13 protein-coding genes and 2 pseudogenes are annotated in these 23,788 nt (G+C 56.9%); 13 read left to right on the top strand and 2 right to left on the bottom strand.

Going from position 1 to position 23,788, the window contains the following annotated elements; all coding sequences use genetic code 11:
• Positions 1 to 50 precede the first annotated feature (50 nt).
• The 3 genes from RX327_RS31915 to RX327_RS31905 all read left to right on the top strand — a co-directional run bounded on the left by RX327_RS31915 (position 51) and on the right by RX327_RS31905 (position 3,997).
• Positions 51 to 1,289 carry a mandelate racemase/muconate lactonizing enzyme family protein gene (locus RX327_RS31915; RefSeq protein ID WP_317248210.1) on the top strand — a complete coding sequence of 413 codons (1,239 nt, stop codon included), beginning with the start codon at positions 51 to 53 and terminating at the stop codon, positions 1,287 to 1,289.
• Between the two features lie 171 nt (positions 1,290 to 1,460).
• Positions 1,461 to 2,855 (top strand): FAD-binding oxidoreductase, encoded by a 1,395-nt coding sequence (locus tag RX327_RS31910; RefSeq protein WP_317248209.1) that lies wholly within the window; start codon positions 1,461 to 1,463, stop codon positions 2,853 to 2,855.
• 293 nt (positions 2,856 to 3,148) lie between these two features.
• Complete coding sequence (locus RX327_RS31905; protein WP_317248208.1) at positions 3,149 to 3,997, top strand: acyl-CoA thioesterase II; 849 nt, start codon at positions 3,149 to 3,151, stop codon at positions 3,995 to 3,997.
• Between the two features lie 353 nt (positions 3,998 to 4,350).
• Here the strand turns inward: RX327_RS31905 and RX327_RS31900 are convergent, their stop codons facing one another.
• Positions 4,351 to 5,058 carry a hypothetical protein gene (locus RX327_RS31900; protein ID WP_317248207.1) on the bottom strand — a complete coding sequence of 236 codons (708 nt, stop codon included), beginning with the start codon at positions 5,056 to 5,058 and terminating at the stop codon, positions 4,351 to 4,353.
• A gap of 1,034 nt (positions 5,059 to 6,092) precedes the next feature.
• Here RX327_RS31900 and RX327_RS31895 point away from each other — a divergent pair.
• From RX327_RS31895 to RX327_RS31850, 10 genes and pseudogenes are all read left to right on the top strand, one after another.
• Positions 6,093 to 8,540, top strand: a complete 2,448-nt coding sequence (locus tag RX327_RS31895; RefSeq protein ID WP_317248206.1) for a CoA transferase — start codon at positions 6,093 to 6,095, stop codon at positions 8,538 to 8,540.
• Positions 8,541 to 9,044: 504 nt separating this feature from the next.
• On the top strand, positions 9,045 to 10,334 hold the full coding sequence (gene ectB / locus RX327_RS31890; RefSeq protein ID WP_410712099.1) for a diaminobutyrate--2-oxoglutarate transaminase: 1,290 nt from the start codon (positions 9,045 to 9,047) through the stop codon (positions 10,332 to 10,334).
• Between the two features lie 42 nt (positions 10,335 to 10,376).
• The gene (locus RX327_RS31885; protein WP_317248205.1) at positions 10,377 to 11,267 is read left to right on the top strand and encodes a crotonase/enoyl-CoA hydratase family protein; all 891 of its coding nucleotides are present in this window, start codon (positions 10,377 to 10,379) and stop codon (positions 11,265 to 11,267) included.
• A gap of 624 nt (positions 11,268 to 11,891) precedes the next feature.
• The gene (locus tag RX327_RS31880; RefSeq protein WP_317248204.1) at positions 11,892 to 12,602 is read left to right on the top strand and encodes a hypothetical protein; all 711 of its coding nucleotides are present in this window, start codon (positions 11,892 to 11,894) and stop codon (positions 12,600 to 12,602) included.
• Between the two features lie 321 nt (positions 12,603 to 12,923).
• Positions 12,924 to 14,252: an aspartate aminotransferase family protein gene (locus RX327_RS31875; protein WP_410712209.1), complete on the top strand. Its 1,329-nt coding sequence runs from the start codon at positions 12,924 to 12,926 to the stop codon at positions 14,250 to 14,252.
• A 654-nt stretch (positions 14,253 to 14,906) separates the two neighbouring features.
• Positions 14,907 to 16,193: an aminotransferase class I/II-fold pyridoxal phosphate-dependent enzyme gene (locus tag RX327_RS31870; protein WP_317248202.1), complete on the top strand. Its 1,287-nt coding sequence runs from the start codon at positions 14,907 to 14,909 to the stop codon at positions 16,191 to 16,193.
• Positions 16,194 to 16,376: 183 nt separating this feature from the next.
• A pseudogene (locus RX327_RS31865) lies at positions 16,377 to 16,694 on the top strand (SDR family NAD(P)-dependent oxidoreductase); the annotation flags it as partial.
• Between the two features lie 103 nt (positions 16,695 to 16,797).
• Positions 16,798 to 17,163: an SDR family oxidoreductase gene (locus tag RX327_RS31860; protein WP_317248201.1), complete on the top strand. Its 366-nt coding sequence runs from the start codon at positions 16,798 to 16,800 to the stop codon at positions 17,161 to 17,163.
• Positions 17,164 to 17,242: 79 nt separating this feature from the next.
• Complete coding sequence (locus tag RX327_RS31855) at positions 17,243 to 19,708, top strand: CoA transferase (RefSeq protein WP_317248200.1); 2,466 nt, start codon at positions 17,243 to 17,245, stop codon at positions 19,706 to 19,708.
• 808 nt (positions 19,709 to 20,516) lie between these two features.
• Positions 20,517 to 21,860, top strand: a complete 1,344-nt coding sequence (locus tag RX327_RS31850; RefSeq protein ID WP_317248199.1) for an LLM class flavin-dependent oxidoreductase — start codon at positions 20,517 to 20,519, stop codon at positions 21,858 to 21,860.
• Positions 21,861 to 22,167: 307 nt separating this feature from the next.
• Here RX327_RS31850 and tnpC read toward each other — a convergent pair.
• A pseudogene (gene tnpC, locus RX327_RS31845) lies at positions 22,168 to 23,759 on the bottom strand (IS66 family transposase).
• Positions 23,760 to 23,788: the final 29 nt, after the last annotated feature.

Raw genomic sequence — 23,788 nt, 5'->3', positions numbered from 1 at the left:
ATGTAACGCAACGCGCCGGTGTATCCTCTATCCGCTAACTTGCGATCCTCATGATGTCTTTCCCTCGGCGAGCGACCACGGCGGGATCGGTTCTCTTCACCTTCGCACTAAGCCGTGAACTATTTCTCTGGTGGTTTGGCCGTTGTGAGTTGGTGCGGTCCGCAAACCTTAGAAAGTTCGTCGCGTCATGGCTCGTCGGCCAAGATCCGTTTTGTGCCGATCATTTATGGCAAATGATCTATGCAGGCTTGCGCGATCATGGCCAAAAGGATGTCGTCATCGAGGGCCTGAGCGGTATCGACATCGCATTATGGGACATCAAGGGCAAGCATTTTGGCGTTCCTGTGCATCAGCTGCTCGGCGGCGCGCAGCGCACGGAGCTCGTCGCTTACGCGACGGGCTTGCTCCGGCGCAGAGCGGACCACTCGAACCGCTATCTGGCCGAGGAGGCGGCCGGGTACGTCGCTGAAGGATTCTCGGCAGTGAAGCTCAAGGTTGGATTTGGTCTGGAGGACGATGTGGCCACGATCCGCCTTGTGCGTGAGGCGATCGGACCGACTGTGCAGCTGATGGTTGATGCGAACCATGCGTATGATAGCATCGCTGCAATCCGTCTGGGTCGCATGATCGAGCACCACGACATCGGCTGGTTCGAGGAGCCCGTGCCACCTGAGGATATTGCCGGCTATCGAGCAGTAAAGGCGGCACTCTCGATCCCGATCGCCGGCGGGGAATGCGAATTTACCCGCTTCGGCTTTCGGGAACTGTTCGTATCGCGCGCGCTGGATATCGCTCAGCCCGACACCTGCGCTGCAGGCGGCCTTTCTGAATGCAAGAAGATCGCCGACATGGCTGAAACATTCGGTCTTCGGTGCATTCCGCATGTGTGGGGTACCGGAATTGCAATCGCTGCGTCGCTGCATCTGCTCGCCGTTCTACCGTCAAATACGCCGCCCTCGCTGCGTCGGTGGTCGAGCGTTATGGAAAAGCGGCGGAACTTGGAAAGGAGCGATACTGCAGTGCTCTTGTCTATGTCTCTGCCAGCCGCCGCGGGCTGTTCCGCTCCGGAACACTGTGCTCAGCGTTCCGGAAAGAAGATTACTTCAGCTTTCCGAGCTGAGGGACAAGAATTGAGGTCGACCGGAGGACCGGAGTGTCTTCGGAGGAGGGGCTCGCTGAGGCTACCGATATCCCGCATTCGATTGTCGTTGTCTATCGTGAGTGTTATCGAGATGACTACTAGAGCGATCCGACGGATGTTGGACGATAAGATCTCCTGGCCACTATGAGAACGGAAGGAGGCAGGCAGGCTGTTCGCCATAATCAACGCACCCACGCATTCTAGCTATTGGGCGGTTCATCCAGCATCTTCCATGTCCGGCACTCAACTGCCGACGTTAGTAGTTATTGCGAGCGCGATCTCGAAGTATCAGTTCGCGGGAAACAGTACGTAAGGTGACATGTCTCGCGGCTTCATTGACCACTTGCGCGAGGTAGTTGACACCAGTTCGGTGCTGACCAGCGCCGACATCGACGCGCGCTATTACCACGATCTGGCGGGCAAGGCAGTCGCCAAGCCGCGTGCGGTCGTCCGCCCACGGACGACGGAGCAGGTCTCGGCCGTACTTCGGCTCTGTCACCAGGAGAAAGTGCCGTTGACCACGCAGGGCGGCATGACCGGTTTGGTTCGCGGCGCACTACCAAACGAGAATGAAATCGCCCTGTCGATGGAGCGATTGAATGCGATCGAAGAGGTGGATACATCGGCAGGCGTGGTCATTGCACAAGCCGGCGTCCCGTTGCAAAGCATTCAGGAGCGCGTCGAGCAGGAAGGATATCTATTTCCGCTTGATCTCGGCGCGCGCGGTAGCTGCACCATCGGCGGGAACATTTCGACCAATGCTGGCGGTAATCGCGTAATTCGCTACGGCATGACGCGCGAACTGATACTCGGCCTAGAAGCCGTTATCGCCGATGGAACGGTCCTGCATGGCTTGCGCAGACACCTCAAGAACAACACTGGCATTGACTTGAAGCAGCTGTTTATCGGCAGTGAAGGCATTCTTGGCGTGATAACGCGAGCTGCATTGCGCATCTTTCCGGCACCGACGGAGCAGCAAGTGGCGCTTTGCGCCCTGCATTCCTTTGCGCAGGTTTCTTCATTACTCCATATGGCGCGCCGGCATTTAAACGGAGAACTGACCGCGTTCGAGGTGATGTGGAACGAGTACTACCGTCTGACCGTCGAGCGAGTGAAGGGCGTAGTGGGGCCACTGACTACCGATCATCCGTTCTATGTCTTGCTCGAGGCGTCCGGTAACAACGCTGATAGAATCCATGCCGATCTTGAGGGGCTGCTTGAGGCGGCATTGGGCGAGAACCTGATCCTTGAGGCGACGCTGTCGAACTCGAAGGCATCTGCATCGGCGATTTGGCGTATCCGCGATTCTTCACTGGAACTTGGCCGCACCTTTCCATATGCCTCTCGCATCGGATTCGACGTCAGTCTTCACAGCGACTGCATGGATCAATATGCGAAGGCGATTGATGCGTGTATCAAGACAATCGACGCCCGTGCGTTCGCGATGGTCTTCGGTCACGTAGGCGATGGCAACTTGCATCTAGATCTGCATCACGAGGACACGCCTGCCAAGCGGGAGGAGTTTGAGAGCCTCGTTTATCAGACCACCAGTGAATTCGGCGGATCAATCTCTGCCGAACATGGTATTGGCGTCTTGAAGCGGCCATATCTAAAGATGGGTCGGACGCAGGAGGAAATCGAGACCATGCGCACGCTCAAGCGCGCGCTCGACCCAAACAACATCCTTAATCCGGGGCGGATCTTCACAATGTGAGAAGGTGGGTGAATAGAGCCGTTATGTCGATCTGCGTTGGCTTCGCGATTGTCTGGTAGGTAGCACTGCTCTTGATTTAGATCTCGTCAAGCGGGACTCTGTGTTTTTTGGAGCGTCGATTGTTGAAAGAGGTTAGAACATTCGAGCGCTCGCGTGCCAGCCCTGGAGGCCGCTACTGAAGCAGTAAAACAGACGAATAAACGAGGAAGCAGGCGGATGCACTGATGACTCAATGTGACGTTCGAATGCATGGTTTGGCCATGAATTGAGAAGAAGAAGAACGAAGTCTGTCAATGTCCGAAAGTCCGATTGATCTCGCCGGTATCTTCCAGCTCGAGCCGCTCGATAGCAATCGCTATCGCGGCGACATTCCAAAAACCACCTCGCAATGGGTATTCGGTGGCCATATCATTGGGCAAGCGATGGCAGCGGCATGCCGTACCGTGACAGGGCGTCTACCGCATTCGCTGCACAGCCATTTCCTGAAGCCCGGCGATCCGCTGGTGCCGATCATCTATAGAGTTGAAGTTCTGCGCGACGGCAGGACCTATTCGTTCCGGCGCGTCACCGCCATTCAGTGTGCTAACGCGATTTGCTCTATCATGGTCTCGTTTCAAATCGAAGAGCAGGGGGCCTTCGATCATCAGGACGAGATGCCGTACGTGTCGCCACCGGAAAGGCTTGCTGCAGAGCAATTGGCCAAACAGCCCGTGTTTGTTGAAACGCCAGAATTTATCCGCCGCAATTATGGCATTGAGTTACTCATGGTTGAGACCGGTCGCTATTTCGGTCAGAAGCTCGCGGACGGCCACACCCATGTCTGGATGAAGACCGCCGCGAAGCTGCCAGACAATCCAACGCTGCATGTATGCGCCCTGGCTTATGTCTCCGATTACCCTTTACTCGACGCGGTGACTGCTCGTTATGGCAGCCCGCCATTCGACAAGTGGATGATACGGGCAAGCCTCGATCACGCAATGTGGTTTCACCGGGCGTTCCGCGCGGACGAGTGGCTCCTTTATGCGCAGGAATCGCCGAGCGCGCATGCTGGTCGTGGTCTTACGCGGGGACTGATCTTTGAACCAGGCGGCTCCCTAGTGGCAACTGTAGCTCAGGAAGGCTCCGTGCGCGAGCGACGTTGAGGCGTTACACGAGCTGAAGCGATCATAGTTGAAGACCCCTCGCCAAGGGCTGTCCTCGAGACGCGCACATCTTCCATCCACATGGCTTCGTGTTGAAGGCGAATGGTCCAGACCCAGACACGATGGCACGGCGATAGCGTAACGCTTGAGGATCGCTTGCGCCGGCCGTGCCTGAGAACCGGCTTCTGCGTTGAGCATGCGAAACTGCACGCTTCCCGGGCCAAATGACTACGGTCATTAGTCGGGAACTGCCTTGATCGCCTAGTGTGAGCGCCTCATTGCTTAGCTCAAAAGAACCAAAAGTCCCTTTGATTCTTCGGTTGGGTTTTTCGCTGACCGAACCTTAGTGAGCATCAAAGGATCGCCGCCATCGTTAGTCGGCAGAGGTCCGTGATGTCGTACACCGGCAACTTGATGGTACGACGTATCGCCGCTGCGACCACCGGGAATGCCGCGCATTCTAGTAGGATGGTCGCGATCTCCGGATGAGCGGAACGCAGTTTCACGACGCAACCGGTCAGATCCGTCTCGATGGCGGCGATATCGATCGGTGGCGCCGGACGCCTTAGCTCATCATGCCAGAACTTGCCGCCTTCGATGCCGCTAACCACAATCCTCGCCCTTTCGGTCAGATTGTGGATTGCAAGCAGGTCTTCGCCGCAGCAGGTCGAGTCGTATGTCAAAACCGCGATCTTGGCCCGTTGCGGTACTTGGCGGAGTAGGCCTGGCAGCAGAAGCAGGCTCGACAATACAACGGGCACTTTTACGGACGCTGCGACTGCAGACTGGTGACGAATGGAGAAGCCACAAGTGGAGCTTATTGCAATGGCGCCTCGCTCGACCAATCGCCGAGCAGCTGCGATGAATTCAGGCTCAAGCGCTGGATCGCCGCGGACGACGTTTTCAACCCAGGCTCCCGGGACCGTTTCCGAGATAGTTGGGAAGTCAAAGGTGTCCGAGCTCAGCATCGAACCTGGTACTGGTGTCGGCGGCGTTGCACCCTGCGGCAGTCCGCGTTCGAGCTGCAGGATTCCGAGAGAGCGTGAGGTTTGCGATGTCATGGACGAAGCACATATCACCTTGAGCGGCTTTCTAAACTGAGAGAGAGGAGAAGCGGACCTACCAATTCTCGTATTGTGATTTGGACTTGCGGAGAACCCGCTATCTTGGTGGCGATCGTCGAAAGCTAGAAGATCTCTGTCCGCCGATTCAGAACGGTCGATCGCTCGGCCGCGGATGTGCCCGAAACGGGATGCCGTTCTCTGGCGAGGCGCAGTGAGCCAGTGACCCCGACTGGAACGTCGGCTCTGATTCGCGAGCGCAGAGGTTATTTTAGGCGACCTGCGGAAATCCTGTCGCTGCCATCAGGTCGCCGAATCGATGCTCGGCCGTCTCCAGGCACCGACACGTGGTTTTCTGCCTGTGGTCAAGGCGCTGCCGCATAGCCTTGAGCTATCCGTACTCCCATGCGTAGATGATCGCTCGAACGAATAATTCCCGGCCAGTGCTGCAGCGGCGCCGAGCGCCTTGCACTTTCCTCATCTGTGTTGCGGCGACGCGGTCGCTCCCAAGCTGAACAGAGATAAACGTCTCGGGCTGGGCAAAAGGCCCCTTTCCCGAGATACCTCGGCGTAGCACCGACGAGGCGAAAAATGGTGAATGGAGAAGTGATGCCTGGCCATGCGCCCGTTTGCGTACTCTCTGAGCTGGTAGGTGTCTTGATATAGCCAGTGGCTTATTTTCGTTCGGAGTAGGCGAGCAATCGAGCCGCCGCAAGAATTCTACGTAGAACGGCCACTTCCAACGAAGGGTACGTATGGCTCGAAGGAGATGGGGCGCCCTTGATTACGAGGAGTATTACTGATTGCCAATGGTAATAGCTGTCGTTTTTGAGATAGACAACGTCATTGATCCCGGGAGGAGGCATCGGTCATCATGATGGGCCTGGCGGCAGCGCCGATGCCAAACGTCGAATTGTGCGCAACATCAACCTGGCGTCCTTAGCGGTGAGTGCCGCACGACCTTCTTGGCGGCTACGCATCATCTTGCCTACGGCGGTTCGGTGCATGAGGGCCGTCTAATAGTGGAGTTCTCGATGGGAGTGTTGTCGCATTTGCGGATCGTCGAGATCGGGAGCTCGGCCGCCACTAGCTATTGTGCGCGGCTTTTTGCCGATTTCGGCGCCGATGTGCAAAAGGTCGAGCCACCATCCGGTGATCCAGTTCGCCGTAGTGCGCCACTCACGCCCGGTGGTCAGAGTGCGTGGTTCGCATTCCTCAACGTCAACAAATCGAGTATTATCATTGATCCCGCCGACGCGAAGGCGATCGCGCAGCTTACGTCACTCATCGAGGATTGCGATATTTTGGTCGATGGTCGCGACGTTGATCCAGCTGATTGCCCGTCCATCGATATCGTTCCAATCTGCCATCGCCGCCCCGGGTTGATCCACCTCGAAGCGAGTTGGTTTGGCGGCGAAGGACCCTATGCAGGGTTCGCCGCGACCGATTCCACGGTGCGCGCACTAGCCGGTCTCGTAAAGCTGGTTGGACCAGTCGGAGGTCCGCCCTTGCACGCACCGGATTTTCAGGCGGGTCTTCTTGCCGGGCTGTGGGGCTTTATTGCCGCGGCGAGTTCCGCGGTAGCGCGAGTGCAGGGTGGGGTGGGGCGGTCGTGGTCAGTCAGCATTTTCGAATCGAGTCTCACTCCGACCGAGTATCTCATGTTCGAGGCGTTTGCGTGCGGCGACGTGATGCGTCGGATTGGCATCAACCGGTTCTGGCCAAACTTTCCAACCGGAATTTACGAAACGAAGAGCGGCTGGATCGGCGTAACGACGGCTAAGCCGGAGCAATGGCGCGCATTCTGCAATATGCTCGGCTTGTCCGAAATGCGTGATGATCCAGCTCTAGCGTTCAACGAGGGTCGTCTGCAGCATATTGAACGGATCGAAGCGAAGTTTATGCCGAAGCTAAAGGCACGGACTGCGATGGATTGGTTTGCCGAGGGGCTTACGCGCAAAATCCCGCTGGTGCCGATGCCTGGAATATCCGATCTACTCCAGGATCCGGAGAGGAGGGCCCGCGGCGCAATCGTGCCGGTCCGGGTTGGCGAAGAGGAGGGATTGACCGTCGGCTCAATGCTGCGGCTGACATCGACCCCGCCATTCAAGGGCGGAAAAGTGCCAGCCGCCGGCGAACAGCAGGTGTTCGCTGACAACCGAACACACGGGGTGCTCGCACGCCTCGAGAGATCCAGCGGCATCGACACTGATCGGCCACCGTTGCAGGGGATTCGTGTCGTCGACTTCACGATGGGTTGGGCGGGCCCCTTATGTACGCGCACTCTGGCCGATCTCGGTGCGGATGTGATCAAGATCGAGGCCATCCAATATCCGGATTGGTGGCGCGGAATAGACCGACGTTCTGGTTATGTGGCGAACCAGATGTACGAAAAGGCGCTATGCTTCTGCATGATCAATCGAAACAAGCGTGGGATCACACTTGATCTGAAGCGTCCGCAGGGGCTTGCTCTTGCCAAGCGGTTGTTGGCAAAGGCCGATATTGCCGTTGATAATTATTCGGTCGACGTGCTGCCAAGGCTCGGACTTGGCTACGACGTGCTCAGGACGCTCAACCCTCGGCTGGTCATGATGTCGATGTCAGCATTTGGAACGAACAGCGTCCATCGCGAGTGTCGGGCGTACGGGTCAACTCTCGAGCAGGGCTCGGGGCTTCCTGGTGTGATCGGAGCGGCCGGTGGATTGCCGGTCATGAGTCACATCGCTTTTGGCGATCCCGTGGGTGGATTGAACGGCTGCGCTGCAGTCCTGGTTGCATTGATTCATGCTCGCAAGACTGGGCAAGGCCAATTCATCGATCTGGCGCAAATCGAATGCATGATGCCCTTCGCAGCACCATGGATCACCGTTCAATCAATCGGCGGTATGCCATCGCCAAAATATGGCAATCGACATCCAGAGTTCGTGCCGCATGGTTGTTTCCGATGTGCAGGGGAAGATAACTGGATCGTGGTCGCGGCTACCGACGAGCACATGTGGCAGAGGCTTGCCACGCTCATCGGTCGACCAGACTGGGCGACGAACCCATCGCTGACGTCCCCAGAAGCCCGCCGCGTCATCGAGGATGAAATTGAGAGAGGCATCGAAGCCTGGACCCGTGCCCGCGAAGACGATAAGGCCATGTCCGAGATGCAAGCCGCAAGGATTGCATCCGGCGTGGCCCGCTTGCCAATTGACCTGCTCAAGGATCGGCATCTCGGCTCGCGTGCATTTCTGCAGGAAGTCGAACGCCCCTTCATCGGATTCCATCTTCAGCCGTCGATGCCGATTCGTGAGAACGCCAGTCCTCATCTGGTTCGTACAGCCGCACCAACACTCGGACAACATAATAGAGAGATATTATCAGGGCTTCTTGGGCTCTGCGACGGCGAGATCGCGGAGTTGGCGAAAGAGCGCATTATTGGGACGGTGATGCTGCCTGAAGCGGAGCTCGCAGAAGCAAGGAACGTGTCGCCGAATTGATCAGCCCTCGTCTACCAATGGCAGAGCTGTATGCGAGCTAGGCCGCGGCTTTCGCCTGCTCCGTCCCGCAGCAGACAATCTGGTCGCCACCAAAAGACGTGAGTCGGCATTATCACGTATGTTCATCCGGCTTCTCTTTCGCGTTACCAGAGCTTGGTAAACGGAGCTTGGGCGAGGTTGCAAGTCGGACGTTAGGACCATGAACAATTGCACCAGAACTATGTTAGTGGTGATACCGCCCGTAACCTCTCTAGCCAGCTGCAGTTGAACCCGAGCCGAGCACGCGCATTGTGCTGAACGCGAATTCCGAGCTTGATGTTGCGGAAGCACGTTCTAACTGAAAGTGGCATGCGCATGACGATGGTACGCAGAGCCCTACCTGTCCTAGTAGCTTCGCTATCCCGAGTCTCAGGATAGTTGAACAGTTGGAAGCGGCGAAGGAAGCGAACCTCGCGCCGAGATGATCCTCGTTCCTCTAGTCACTTGCTTTGGCGGAGCTGACATATGGCTGCGATTAGCGGGTCACGCAAGATGCAAGCGCTAGATGCGCTGGAATCAAACGTACGCACTTATTCACGCTCGTTTCCAGCCATGTTCAGTCGAGCGCGCGGCTCGATCATGTTAACGGAGGATGGTCGAAACGTAGTGGACTTCCTCTCTGGCGCTGGAACACTGAACTACGGCCACAACAATCACCGGCTCAAAGCGGCCATTGCTGATTATCTGGCGTCAGACGCTGTCGTCCACGGCCTTGATATGGCAACTCCCGCGAAGCTCAAATTTATGGAGACCTTCAACTCCATCATACTTGCGAAACGAAATCTAGAGTACCGCTTCCAATTCACAGGACCAACTGGCGCCAATGCTATCGAGGCCGCAATAAAGCTTGCGCGCAAGGTTACCGGACGCCAAAACATTATCTCATTCACGAATGGATATCATGGCATGAGCCTGGGAGCGATGGCCGCGAGCGGTAATCGCTTTTATCGCACGGCGAGCGGCGTTGGTTTGTCGGGCACAACGTTCATGCCATACGATGGATACCTTGGGCCGGACGTTGATACAGCAGACTTTCTGCAAAAAGTCCTAATGGACGAAAGCAGCGGAATCGACTGCCCGGCTGCCATCCTTGTTGAGACTGTGCAAGGGGAGGGCGGCATAAACGTCGCTAGCAAGGAATGGTTACAGTCCATTCAAGCGAAGGCGAAGTGTGCTGACGCCCTGTTCATAGTTGACGATGTCCAGATGGGCTGTGGTCGCACAGGCGAATTCTTCAGCTTCGAGTTCGCAGACCTGTCGCCAGATATCGTTGTACTGTCGAAATCACTGAGTGGGTACGGCCTGCCATTGTCAATGTTGTTGATCAAAGAGGAGTTCGACGCATGGCAGCCGGGAGAACACACAGGGACGTTCCGTGGCAACAACCTTGCGCTCGTATCTGCAACGGCAGCTATAGATCTTTACTGGCGGGACGAGACCTTTTCGCAAGAGGTGCGGCGGACGGGAGAAGCCATGCGGGGGCGACTCGAAGCCATCGCAGCCAAGCGCGGAAACAGCTTTGCGGTTCGAGGGCGGGGCATGGCCGTTGGCTTTGACTGCCAAATGCCTGAGATTGCAGCGGCTACGGCGCGTAACGCGTTTGAGAAGGGATTGATAGTCGAACGATGCGGACCTGTTGATCAGGTCGTGAAATTTTTGCCTGCGCTCACGATCGATTGTGAGACCCTCAATCAAGGTCTTGAGATATTCGAGCAAGCGTTGGACCAGGCACTGAAGCAGACTAGGTCGTCGTGATCTGACCCGAGAGCTTAGTTGTCAAGCAGCGAAGGGATCCCCGTGGCTTACGAGACGATCAAGTACGAAATTGCCGATCAAATTCTGACGATTACGTTGAACCGACCGGAGAAGCTCAATGCCTGCAACGCTCTCATGGAGCGAGAAGTCGTGGATGCGTTCGATTGCGCTGACAGGGACAATGACATCCTTGCCATTATTGTGACCGGCCAAGGCCGCGGCTTCTGCGCGGGCGCCGACCTTTCCTTGGGAGCCGATACATTTGACCGGGACGTGCGACGCGGGCCAGTGAAACGGCTGCCGGATGGCAAGGTGGATTACAGCGATCCAATGGTCAGCGACGGCGGCGGAAAAATTGCGATGCGGATCTTCAGGTGTCTCAAACCTGTAATCGCGGCTGTGAACGGAGCTGCCGTCGGCATGGGTGCGACCATGCAGCTTCCGATGGACATTCGGATCGCATCTCAGGCCGCGCGCTTCGGCTTCGTGTTTTCCCAGCGTGGCCTGGTGCCCGAGGGAGCCTCGAGTTGGTTCCTGCCCCGCGTGGTCGGCATTGCCCAGGCGCTGGACTGGTCCTTGACCGGACGGGTATTTACTGCAGAGGAAGCGCTCGCCGGCCGTCTGGTCAGCAAGATCGTGCCGCCCGACCAACTATTGCCAACGGCACGTGCGCTGGCCCGCGAGATCGCGGACAAGACAGCGCCCGTATCAATCACAATAATCCGGCAGATGATGTGGCGCATGTTGGGCGCCGACGATCCTATGGAGGCTCATAAGATCGAAAGCCGGGGCATGTATTCGCGCGGCCGCTCCGCCGACGCCAAGGAAGGGGTGATGGCCTTCCTGGAAAAGCGGCCCGCGGTTTTCAAAGACAGGGTTCCAGCCGATTTGCCAGATTACTTTCCATGGTGGACGGAAAGGGAGTACAAATGATCATGTGTACTTTCGTGATCACCAAAATCCGACTGACCATCTCCGCCCGGGACGCTTTCGACAATTGTTTGTTTCTGTCGCCGTGACCGCTCCGAGCATATCCTCGCTTTGGCGAACGCATAGCGACGCGCCGGATGCTCACGTGGCCACCGATCTGGTAGGCGCATCTCGATTTGTCAAACCGTTGCCCAGGCAGAAGCCAATGGTGCGGCTCATGATTGGCGAGATAGAACGCGGTGGCTCACCATGACGCGTTCATCCGTGGTTGCTCGAACTTAGCCGGGTTTCATCTGTCACAAATATAGGAAACTGAAGTATTACTGTGTCGAGGGTGGTCCTGGCACATCGTTTCCGATGCTCGATTGTAAAGGGCGGACGTTCCCGTTCGGGCGGGTACGCTTGAGAGTGGGAGGGACACATTGCCGGCAGCAACCTGCAGGCCGTTCGACTGGCCGGCCGCAGAATGTGTTTCTGCGCGATTGTTCATAGCCGAGTGCACTGAACCAAACACTGTATACGCCTTCCTAACCGAAGTAGGTAGTGGCTTGATCCGCTGCCAACGCTGTAAGTTGAGCTTGCACGCATCGCCCATGACGCAGCTCATCAGGAGAGGAATTTGCAGCAATGAAAAGCGCGGTCAATCCGCTGAACGTCTCACGCTTCCTTCGGGTATATGATGACGCTGCCGCTCAGAAGGGCATCAAGCTTTCGATAGGATTCGATTTTCACAAGTATGTCTCGATTACGAGAACTCTTCCGACTAAGAAGCCGACATATCCAAATTTCCGCCCAGATCGCTCGCCGATCAAATCGGGCGACGGATATTGGATGATAGGTCTCGACAAGAACAATGATGTGGCGCTCGTGGAGGCTGCTCGGCTGTATAACCTTTCGGATAGCAATTTTGCAGAGCACCTTGAGTCGCTGAAGGCGTTCTACGCTGATCCTGCCGTGCAGGCGCATCCCCAAGATCACTGCAGCTGCACCGCACCAAGCGCGAGGAGGATTACTGGAAAGGTAGCTTACCACGGAGATTTCTGGTTGCGCAAAGACTTTAGAGGACAAGGCATGCCCGAGGTCATGGCTGCCGTGCTACGCGGTGTGTCGTTCGCCTTGTGGGCACCGGATTTCGTAGTTGGACTCGCAGAGCGCTGGCTGCTGTCTAAGGGCGTCCTTGCGCAATACGGACATGCGCATTACGAGCCGGGCGGATCGGTGCTGCATCTGATCGAAGAGAATATTGTGGACGACGATCTACTCGTTTGGCTGACCGGTGAGGAGTTGCAACGGCTTGTCGATCGTCACGATGGGAGCGAGTTGAGCGTGTCCGCGTGAGTGCCGCACGCCATATCCCGGGCAACGAGGGGCGCGCAGCACTGGGGCCTATCACTGTGCCGGTATGCACACTGCAAGCGATATCAAACATGTGGATGCAAACGATGCCAGGATATGTCAGCTCTTTGTCACGAACGCCAACTGATTTTGACTTATCTGGCAAGGTGTTGCAGGCAAAAGGCACTTGTTGGATGTCGCCACGGATAGCCTCAGCTCAAGCGATAATCGCCAATGGCAATGCAAAAGGCGAAGGGCAGCCAGCGAAAGCGAGAGCCAGGCGCCAGCGGTCAAACGACGGATGAAGAGCTTTTAGGTGGCAGTATGGCTGGATCTTGGCAGGTTGGACAAAGATCTAGAGACAGCTTCGCTCGCGCGCAGCGGGTCTTTCCCGACGGAACGTCACGAGTAACCGTAGAGCGGAATCCGGTCCCGCTCTACATGGAGCGTGGACTAGGCAGTCATGTTATCGATGTCGACGGCAACCGATTTCTCGACCTCAACGGTAACTTTACGTCGCTGATCCATGGACACGCTTTTGCACCCATAGTGGAGGCGCTGACCAATCAATTGGAGCTGGGTAGCTGCTTTGCAAATCCGACGGAGAGCGAGGTCGCACTGGCGGAATTACTTTGCGAACGGATTCCGCAAGTCGAGCGTGTGCGCTTCGTCAACACTGGGACCGAAGCAGTACTATTTGCGATCAAAGCTGCGCGGGCGTTCACAGGTCGTTCGAAGATTGCAAAGCTCGAGGGCGCCTACCACGGCGCCTATGACTGGGCTGAGGTAAGTCTTGCCGCCACGCCAGACAATTGGGGTGATCCGAGCTGCCCAAGGTCTACCCCGTCTTACCGCGGGATGCCTGCGAGCGTGCTAGATGAAGTCGTGGTGCTCCGGTTCAATGATGCAGATGCTGCGCGCCAGTTATTATCCTTGCATGGACGCAACCTAGCCGCTGTCATTGTGGATCCGATGCCAAGCCGGGCGGGTCTAATTGCGCCAAAACCGGAATTCATTGCGGTAGTACAGGAAACTGCGCGTGCGAACGGCATCTTGGTGATTGCTGATGAGGTTCTAAATCTCAGGCAGAGTTTTGAAGGGGCTTGTGTCCTCTATGGCCTCGTTCCTGACCTCATCACGATGGGTAAGATCATCGGTGGCGGCCTGCCGATCGGAGCAGTCGGTGGTCGGCAGGATGTGATGAGGGTATTCGATGCATCGGAAGGCCGACCGCTGCTACCACAAGGCGGCACATTTTCAGCTAATCCTCTATCTATAACAGCCGGGCTTGTCGCCATGCAGCATCTAGACCATGCGGCCTTCGCGCACCTTGACAGCCTTGGCGACGTTGTCAGGAATGGGATTGCGCGAGCGATCTCAAAGGTTGGGGCGCCGCTCTGCGTCACGGGGGCCGCCTCGCTGTTTCGCATTCATCCGATGATTCAAGTCCCGAATGACAATCGTGAAGCCTATCCCGCGCCCCGCGCGTTGGAACTGATGAAGCAGCTTGTGCAGTTCTTTGCCGAGAACGGGATTGTCCTGCCTTATGGCGCTGCTGCGTCGCTGTCGACAGCGATGAATCGCTCTGACATAGAGTTCGTCGTGGATGTGTTCGCGGGCTTTCTAGAGAGCCATGGAGCACGCTGGATATAATAGCTGAGACGGCAGAGCGGAAAGAGTCCAGTATGCGTCAAGGCGCTTTGTTGTGCGGCGAGCCGTTGTGTTCTGCCTTTGGTATGAACGTTGAGTGCGAAGCAATCAATGATCCGCAACTAGGACACTCAATCGTATGGAATTCGAGCGGGCCAGCCGTCATAATGTCGAATCGCTAGCGACCAGGAAAGGGCTTGCGTAAGTCCGGTTGATGCAAGCTCTTGTTCATCCCGTTAGACCGCGTTCGGCTATAGTCTTCCTAGTGCACGAGTCGGTGGCGGCTGTAGACCCTCGTTGGAATGCTGGCTTGCGAAGAGGGTGCTCTCTCATAGGGTTATTTCGATAACAGGTAGACGGGACGCTACAACCGGAGGACATTCTAACTTGCTGGGGCTGATTGCAGATCTCAATTTGAGTGCCATCCAGCCGATCCGAGCCACTTCACATGTCGCGGTCCTTACGTCATTCACCGGCCCATTTGATCTAGTAGCTGTCAGAGGGACTTACCCGGTGTAAATCCGCTTGAACCAATAAGAGCCGATTAGGCTGTTCCTCAATAGATGTAGAGCTTCAACTCGGCCTGACTTCATCAAGCCGAGTGTTGCGCTTAACTCGCGATTTGGTGCGCGCGTGGCAGATGGAATGGAGGACGGAATGGGACAGCAGATCGCCGCCTCGGATGGCGGTCGGCCGAGCGGGCACTTTCGAAACACCGCGTACGTCATCAACAAAAGCAGGTCTTATTTCGACGCAGCCCACAATGCCGGTCTCATGGCTGTCCAAGGGCGCTCGACGATTGGACGCGCCTTTGCTTTAGGCGCCGGTCCACTTAATGGCCGACCAGAGATAATTGATTTCGTGCGCTGTTCATACCTAGGGCTGGATAATCATCCTGTAATTGTGGCTGCAGCGATCGAGGCAATCGAGGCGCATCGATCATTGCACTGGTCATGCGCACGAACGCGACTCAATTTCGATCTCCTGGCAGAGCTCGAAGCAACGCTGTCGGAGATGTTCAGTGCACGTGTGCTCGCCTTTTCAACTGTTATGCTCGCTAATCTGGGCGCAATGCCAATTCTTGCGTCGGGCCTGCTGACAGATGGCACGAAACCGGTAGTCGTGTTCGACCGCATCGCGCATACCTCGCTCGCCTATCACAAGCCCGTGGTTGCTGATGAAGCGCGAGTGGAAACAATCGCGCACAATGATATCGACGCCCTAGAACGCTTGTGCCGTGAACACCAAGTTGTTGCCTATGTATGCGACGGCGTCTATTCGATGGGAGGGAACTCGCCAATTAAGGAGCTGCGCGAGCTCCAAGAGCGTTATAGGCTCTTTCTCTATATCGACGACGCTCACGGCATATCGTTGTTTGGACGGCAGGGCGAAGGGTTCGCGCGCAGTCAGTTCCCTGAGTTCTTAGGTGACCGCACAATCATAGCAGCGTCGCTGGCCAAGGGATTCGGCGCATCGGGCGGCATGTTGATGCTAGGAACGGCGGAGCAGGAAGCTCTGTTTCGGCGGTACTCGATTCCCTATGCGTTTTCGGTGGCGCCGAATTTGGCTGCAGTCGGTGCGGCCCTTGGTTCTTGTAAGATACATCGCTCGGCAGAACTCGCCGAACGGCAGATGCGGCTGGCGCAACGTATCAAGGTCTTTGATCGTCGTGTGGCGAGCCTCGAGCAAGGTAATTCGCTTCCGATCAGAATGGTTGCTATCGGATCGGAAACGAACGCCATTGCATTGGCGCGAGAGCTTCTCGATGCAGGCTTTTACACGTCTGTGATATTTTTCCCAACTGTTGCCCAAGGGAAGGCTGGGGTTCGGGTATGTATTACGGCCGATCATGAGGTCGGTGACATAGAACGACTCTGTGACTGCATCCTGGAAAGGGTGCCTGACGCCACGGTTAAGCCCGACAAAGCACCAATTAGCTCCTAAAGCAATGAGTGCCATTCGCTAGCAAGAGACCATCAAGCAGGTCTGACGCGATCAAGGTATGATCTGCGAGATCTAGGCAAAGAGATGAGAGTTTAGTCAACCCTGAGCACCTTATTCGACCTCGAAAGCCACCTCCGGCTCACTGAGCCGAGCCCGACCGTCTCCTTTATGATCGTTTGAACCATGGCGACAGGAAAGCTGAAAGCTGAAGGTCATCTGCGCGTCGCACTCGTGACCGGAGGAGCACGGGGAATCGGACTTGAGATCGTACGCAGGTTTTTGGCGGATGGTTATCGGGTCGGATTCGTGGCCACACAGGCGAATAGCGTGCAGCGGGCGCTCGATAGTCTTAGCTGTACGGAAGATCAGCTTCACGCAGAGGTGCTCGACGTCACTCAGCAAAATGAGGTGACCAGATTTTTTGATCAAATCCGGAGCCGTTGGGGGGAAATTTCGGTCTTGGTAAACAATGCGGGGATCTCTCCGAAACGTGTAGACCAGAACTTACCCTGGCTTTCGCAGATGTCGACAGAGGAGTGGGCCCGAGTTCATCGATGTCAATCTAAGCGGCCCGTTTGTTTTTATACGTCTGTTGGCGCCATCAATGATTGCAAACGGCTATGGGCGTATCATCAACATCGGATCTTTGGCGGGTCGTGCTGTACCCTTAATCGCTGGACCGCATTACGCCGCATCGAAAGCGGGATTGGTCGGCTTAACCCGCGCTGCTGCGCGGGATCTGGCCCCGCATGGTATTACCGTCAATTGTATCGCCCCGGGGCGGGTTCTCAGCGACTTAACTGGGCCTGCAGAGGCAAAGGTCAACCGCTCGGCTCTTAGCCGCATTCCACTCGGCCGATTTGGAAACGCCGAAGAAGTAGCGCACGTCGCGGCTTTTTTGGCGTCCCCTATGGCGGGTTTTATTACCGGAGCGACGATCGATATCACGGGTGGCGAGTTTGGCGCCTAGCGGGCATTTCGGTCGGATAGTCTGCCCCATCCGCTAGGTAAGCATTGTTGTGCTCCCGCATCGCTAACCGAGATATTCCGTGAGCATCAATAAGGCAGAAGCAATGGAGCGGTCCAGGGAAGCATTATCGCATCTACGAGTCCTCGAAATTGGTAGCTCAGCTGCTACGAGCTATTGCGCGCGGCTGTTTGCCGATTTCGGCGCCGCGGTTTGGAAAGTCGAGCCGCCGCCAGGCGATCCACTTCGCAGCGCCGCTCCTTTGACGCCCGGTGGGCAAAGCGCATGGTTTGCATTCCTGAACTTTAACAAGTCAAGCGTTATCGTTGATCCCGCCAGCGCCGAGGCGACCACGCGACTAGCGTGTATGATCGAGGATTGCGACATTCTGGTCGATGGCCGCGCTGTTGATTCCGCGGATTGTCCGCCCATAGACGTCGCTGCCATCCGACAAGAGCACCCGGACTTGATCTACCTCGACGTGAGCTGGTTCGGTCGCGAGGGGTCCTATGCTACATTCGCTGCGGCCGACGCGACCGTCCGCGCCCTTGCTGGACTCATCAAATTGGTTGGGCCGGTCGAAGGCCCTCCTTTGTCGGCGCCGGATTTCCAAGCGGGTATCTTGGCCGGTTTGTGGGGCTTCATCGCCACGGCCTCATCGGTGATCGCACGACTGGGGAGTGGAGCAGGAAGGTCATACTCGCTCAGCATATTCGAAGCTTGTATCTCGCTCAGCGAGTATCAGATATTCGAGGCGCTCGATCGTGGCAATGTGATGCGCCGGATTGGCATCAATCGGTTCTGGCCCAACTTTCCAGCCGGCATCTACCAGACAAAAAACGGATGGCTTGGCGTCACAACAATTACGCCGACGCAATGGCGCGCGTTCTGCGACATGCTGGACCTACCCCATTTGCGCGATGATCCAGCTTTGATGATCGGCGCTGATCGTCTGAAACATATGGAACAGATCGAACGACAGTTCATCCCAAGGCTTAGGAGCCGGACGGCGCAGCAGTGGTTTGCCGAGGGACTAAAGCGCAAGATCCCAATTGCACCTGTACCGGGAATATCCGATCTACTCGAGGATAGTGAGAAGAACGAGCGCGGCGCGATCGTGCCCATCCTGATCGGCGAAGAAAGGGGGCGGACGGCGGGCTCGATGCAGCGGCTGACATTGACACCGCCGCGCCGCGGCGGAAAGGTTCCGTCTCCTGGCGAGCGGCAGGCCTTCGCGAACATCCGAACAAACATCACGCGCAGAGGGGCGGTCTCGCCGGGCTGCAACGATCCTACCAGGCAACCTTTGCAGGGGATCCGCGTCATCGACTTTTCGATGGGCTGGGCGGGCCCATTGTGCACGCGCACTCTTGCTGACCTCGGGGCGGACGTTATCAAGATCGAGGCCATCCAATACCCGGATTGGTGGCGCGGCGTTGATCGCCGCCCGGATTACGTGAACCGCCAGATGTATGAAAAGACGCTGCGCTTTTGTATGATGAATCGCAATAAACGCAGCATCACGCTTGATCTGACCAGACCGCAAGGCCTCGCTCTTGCGAAGCGCTTGATAGCAGGCGCCGATATTGTCGTCGACAATTATTCGGTCGACGTGCTGCCAAAGCTCGGGCTTGGCTACGATGTCCTTAGAACGCTCAACTCGCAGCTCGTCGTGATGTCGATGTCAGCCTTTGGCACGCATAGCGCACGTCGCGATTGCCGAGCCTACGGCTCGACCCTGGAGCAGGGTTCGGGGGTACCAAGCGTGATAGGAGGCCCGAAGGATCCGCCGGTAATGAGTCACATCGCGTTTGGCGATGCCGTAGGCGGATTGAATGGCTGCGCTGCAGTTCTGGTTGCTCTGATCCATGCCCGCAAGACTGGTCAGGGTCAGTTCATTGATCTTGCCCAAATCGAATGCATGGTGCCGTTCGCAGCGCCGTGGATCATCATCCAATCGATCTGTGGCACTTCGAAAAGGTACGGCAATCGGCATCCGCAGTTCGTGCCTCACGGCTGCTTCCGGTGCTTAGGGGAGGATAGCTGGATTACGATAGCCGCTACTGACGATAACATGTGGCAGAGACTTGCCACGATTATCGGCCGAGCAGACTGGGCGGCTGACGTCTCGCTGAGCTCCGCGGACGCTCGTCGCACTATCGAAAATGCAATCGAGAGCGTTATCGAAGCTTGGACGCGCACGCGCGATGCAGATCAGGCGATGCACGAGCTGCAGGCCGCAAGGATTGCAGCCGGGGTGGTCCGCCTGCCAATCGACCTACTGGAAGATCGGCACCTAAAGTCACGCGAATTTTTTCAGGAGATCGACCGTGCCTTCATCGGCCTGCATCCGCAGCCCTCAATTCCGATTCGTGAAAGCGCTCGAGCCCATCCAATCCGCAGAGCGGCGCCGACATTGGGAGAACAAAACACAGAAATCCTGACAGAGCTTCTCGGGCTCAGCGAGGTCGAGATCGCAGAACTAGCCAACGCGGGCATCATCGGCACCAGAATGCTGTCGGAAGTTGAGCTGAGACAAGGAAGCTGAACCTCAGGAAAAGTCGACGAGACGACCTTGCACGGAGAAGTCCCGGTCGACGAATGCCATGGGATCGCCATAATTTGCCAGTGATGCGGCAGGCCCTGTGAGTGAGAACGGCCCCTTCAGTCGCGCAAGCGAATTCCTACTCTGCAACCAGACTGTCTTATCTTGCTTCTGCTTCCTTTCTGCATCGAAGGTCGCAAAGGAATCGAGTCTGGCGAGAGTTATGAAGGGCGTTGCGATGTCACCGCAGTTGCACTCGCATTTAGATCATCGCGGGCGTGCGCTGCACTATGCCATAAGCACAACAAGAGCTCGAATCTCTGTGTTGACACGGGTTGTCGTCTTGATCGAGCTCGACGAGAGTGAGCCGCGAATGCTTATCCTGCCCGACAATTGGGTTTCCGAGGCTCAAAACATGACCTTGATGTCAGCCGTCAACTGGCCTTTATCGTGCGAATGCACGTCTTTTGTGTAACGGTTTCCAATGTTTTCGTGAAGCGTGCCTCTCTTCCAAAGCATCTCTCCACAGAGGGATACAAGTCGCGGCTTGGTCAACTACCAATGCTCGTGATTGATCCGGATGGCGGAAGCATGTCACCTATCGTTTAGGCGTTCGCCCGCCGCAAGACTGGTCGAAGGTGCGGCGCTTGCAGGGCGAAGTCTCTCTCGCTGTTCGTAGCGCATGACGTTTGAAGGTCTCTAGAATCAATTTGCCGATTCTTGTTTTTTTCTCTCAGTTAGAAGAGAGGATTCTTAGGACGAGGGAGCATTCGCTCAAAGCAAAGGTTGTTCTTGGGAAAGGAAGGGCGGCATGGCGCGCAATGGTGAAATGACGCTTGGACTATACTTCGTTCAGGCAGGATACATCGAGGGGGCTTGGCGCGATCCGAGCGTGCCAAATGCTGGCGGGATCGATATCGACCATTCCGTGCACCTTGCGGCACTTGCCGAACGCGCGGCATTTCACTTCGTCTTTCTCGCGGACAGCCCAAGCGTTGTAGAGCGAGATCACGCGAACATAGCGCGTGCAGGCCGAAACGATACATTTGAGCCGATCACGCTCTTGTCGGCTCTTTCGTCCAGAACGCAAAATATCGGCCTCGTGGCGACGGCGACGACGACGTACCATCAGCCTTATCATCTTGCGCGCATGATCGCGTCCCTTGATCACCTCTCCCGCGGACGAGCGGCCTGGAACATCGTCACCTCCGGAAACAAGTTCGAGGGAGCAAATTTTGGCGACCAGGAGATTCCAGAGCACGACGTGCGATATGATCGCGCCAGGGAGTTCGTAAACGTTGTCAAGGGGCTTTGGGACACATGGGAGGACGACGCATTCGTTCGTGACAAGCAAAGTGGTATTTTTGCCGACACGACGAAGCTTCACTTCCTGAACCACCACGAGACCTATTTCTCAGTGAGAGGCCCGCTGAATATCGCGCGGCCGCCTCAAGGATATCCGGTATTGGTCCAAGCCGGTTCATCCGATGCTGGCATAAGGTTCGCTGCCGAACTCGCTGAAGTTGTGTTCACCGCTGAACCATCGCTGGAAAGCGGTAAAAATTATTACGCAAATCTGAAAGAGAAGGCGCGGGCACTTGGACGGCAAGACGATCAAGTGCTCGTGATGCCCGGCATCGTACCGATTGTTGGAACGACCAAGCAGGAAGCGTCTGAAAAGCTCCAAAAACTACAGTCTTATACAGACATGGACGTTATGATTGAGACAGCGGATCGGTGGTTGGGCTTTGTCACCAACTTGCGTTCGATCAATCTTGACTCGCTAGTTCCAGCTACCTTGCCGCAGACGAACCTCATTCAGAGCCGCCAAAAGGTGCTCCTCGAGCTCGCTGCTCGCCAAAAACTCACGTGGAGACAGCTGATCCGCTCAATATCGGATTCCCGAGGGCATCTGATGGTTGTCGGAACGCCCGATGAAATTGCCGACGTGATGGTTAACGCGTTCGATCAACATGCGGCCGATGGATTTAATGTGATTCCGGCGCTTGTTCCTGGCGGACTCAAGGAGTTTGCGGAGCTCGTTGTGCCTGAATTGCGTCGACGCGGCAAATTCAGGTCCGCGAGCCGCGGACAAACGCTACGAGAAAACCTCGGTCTCAAGCGGCCGCTCAATCGGTTCACGCGAACAGCCTAAGCAGTTGTTTTGATCCTCAAGCGTTAATCCGGCTCTAGATGCCGCCGCTGACAACGCTGATTGCGCGGAATCGCTTGCATTGTTGGCATTGACCCGAACCTGCAACCGGGTCGTCGCCTCATGCTTTCGACAGTTATCTAGCTCGCGCCAAGTGGGTAGCGGATCAGGGCTATCGTAATCTCCTACATCGTAGCCGGCGGAGGGCGTGATTTGGGTAGGAATCGGAAAAGTGGATCATTCCATCGATGATTTTGATCCTACACGGGCGCACAGCCAGAGATTATCTGTAAGCGGCAGGGTGAGGCCGTCAGATGGCGTGGTTCCATGGCATAAGGGCGTGGATTTCGCTGCTCAGCCAGCCGTTGGCGATACGCTGAAGCGTGAGAGCAAGCCAGCGAGCGGATCGACGTTGTTCTTCTTCGCTGTCTGCAACAGTGTCGCGATGGTCGCCCAGGTTCGTCTGCCGCCGTCGCTGCCGGCAAACAGACTATTCTTTCTCGTAATTGTTTGTGGCCTGATGGCGCGCTCGACGATGTTGGAGTCGAGCTCGATGCGACCATCGGTCAGGAAGCGTTCGAAGATGGCACGGCGCGAGACGGCATAGCGGATCGCCTCGGCCAATTTTGATTTGCCGGAGATCCGCCGCAAGGTCTGCTGCCAGAGATCGAAGAGATCTGTGACGATCGCCGCGGAGGCTTGCTGGCGCGCGGCAACGCGAGCGTCGGGGCTTTGACCGCGCACGGTTTTCTCGACCTGCCAGAGCTTCGCCATCCGCTCGACCGTCGCCGTTGCCACTTCTGAGCTCCCAGCAACATGCAGCTCGTAGAACTTGCGCCTGCAGTGTGACCAGCAGCCAGCCAAGGTGATGCCATCATTGCCGCGATCGGATCGCGCGAGCTTGTTATAGGCGGCATAGCCATCCACCTGCAGGATGCCGCGATAACCATTGAGGTGTCGGACCGCGCATTCGCTGGCGCGGCTGTCTTCGAAGCGATAAGCCACCATCGGCGGACCGTTGCGGCCAAAGGTTCGGTCATCTCGGGCATAGGCCCATAAGTAGGCCGTCTTTGTCGATCCGGAGCCCGGAGCGAGCGTCGGCAAAGTGGTTTCGTCGGCAAAGACCCGTTCGGCCTTCTTGACCTCGCTGAAGATGTAGTCGGCCATGATCTCGAGCTCGAAGCCGAGCTTGCCCATCCATTGTGCCATCAGCTGGCGGTCCAACTCGACATAATCGCGGGCGTAGATAGCCTCCTGCCGGTAGAGCGGCAGGCCATCGGCATATTTGGCGACGGCGATCTGGGCCAGAAGCGCTTCCGTCGGAATGCCTCCTTCAATGATATGGGCCGGGGCCGGCGCCTGGATGACGCCGTCCGCGTTCTTGAAGGCATACTTGGGACGGCGCGTGACGATCACACGGAACTTCGCCGGCACCACATCCAGGCGCTCCGACACGTCCTCGCCGATCAGCACCTTCTGCTTGCCTGCATGCTCAGCCAGCTCGTGCGGCTCAATGACAGTTTCGATCCGTTCCAGATGGGGCGCAAAGCCCTTGCGCCGACGCGGTGCACGCGTGCCATCCGCCCGCGCACGGCCCTTGCCGACCTGGGCCTTGATCGCAGCGATGCCGGTCTCGATCTCCTCGAAGACGAAGGCCTGCTGTTCATCGTCGCCGTTCGCCGAGCCGAGCTTTTCCGATCGTCGGCCGAACCGGGCGCGGTCGAAGGCCTTCAGGATCTGCGTCAGCCGCTCGATGCGCGCATCGGCATCGGCGCTGCGGGCCTTGAGATCGGCGACCTCGCTCTCCAGAGCATCGGCGCGGGCCGCTTTCTCGGCCATGGCAAGAACCATGGCCTTCAGCGTCTCTACGTCATTCGGGAGACTAAGATCAGGCGGCGTCATTGACCCGACCAGAGCACATTTTGCTCCGT

Source organism: Bradyrhizobium sp. BEA-2-5, assembly GCF_032918025.1.
GTDB lineage: Bacteria > Pseudomonadota > Alphaproteobacteria > Rhizobiales > Xanthobacteraceae > Bradyrhizobium > Bradyrhizobium pachyrhizi.
The sequence above is the reverse complement of the archived record's forward strand: the minus strand, read 5'-3'. Positions and strand labels throughout refer to the sequence as shown.

What these genes read in the sequence shown, in the direction of transcription:
- RX327_RS31875 (WP_410712209.1), top strand. Translation starts at nt 12,924, where the DNA reads ATGGCTGGATCTTGGCAGGTTGGACAAAGATCTAGAGACAGCTTCGCT.
- RX327_RS31880 (WP_317248204.1), top strand. Translation starts at nt 11,892, where the DNA reads ATGAAAAGCGCGGTCAATCCGCTGAACGTCTCACGCTTCCTTCGGGTA.
- RX327_RS31895 (WP_317248206.1), top strand. Translation starts at nt 6,093, where the DNA reads ATGGGAGTGTTGTCGCATTTGCGGATCGTCGAGATCGGGAGCTCGGCC.
- RX327_RS31905 (WP_317248208.1), top strand. Translation starts at nt 3,149, where the DNA reads ATGTCCGAAAGTCCGATTGATCTCGCCGGTATCTTCCAGCTCGAGCCG.
- ectB (WP_410712099.1), top strand. Translation starts at nt 9,045, where the DNA reads ATGGCTGCGATTAGCGGGTCACGCAAGATGCAAGCGCTAGATGCGCTG.
- RX327_RS31910 (WP_317248209.1), top strand. Translation starts at nt 1,461, where the DNA reads ATGTCTCGCGGCTTCATTGACCACTTGCGCGAGGTAGTTGACACCAGT.
- RX327_RS31860 (WP_317248201.1), top strand. Translation starts at nt 16,798, where the DNA reads ATGATTGCAAACGGCTATGGGCGTATCATCAACATCGGATCTTTGGCG.
- RX327_RS31900 (WP_317248207.1), bottom strand. Translation starts at nt 5,058, where the DNA reads ATGACATCGCAAACCTCACGCTCTCTCGGAATCCTGCAGCTCGAACGC.
- RX327_RS31870 (WP_317248202.1), top strand. Translation starts at nt 14,907, where the DNA reads ATGGGACAGCAGATCGCCGCCTCGGATGGCGGTCGGCCGAGCGGGCAC.
- RX327_RS31915 (WP_317248210.1), top strand. Translation starts at nt 51, where the DNA reads ATGATGTCTTTCCCTCGGCGAGCGACCACGGCGGGATCGGTTCTCTTC.
- RX327_RS31850 (WP_317248199.1), top strand. Translation starts at nt 20,517, where the DNA reads ATGGCGCGCAATGGTGAAATGACGCTTGGACTATACTTCGTTCAGGCA.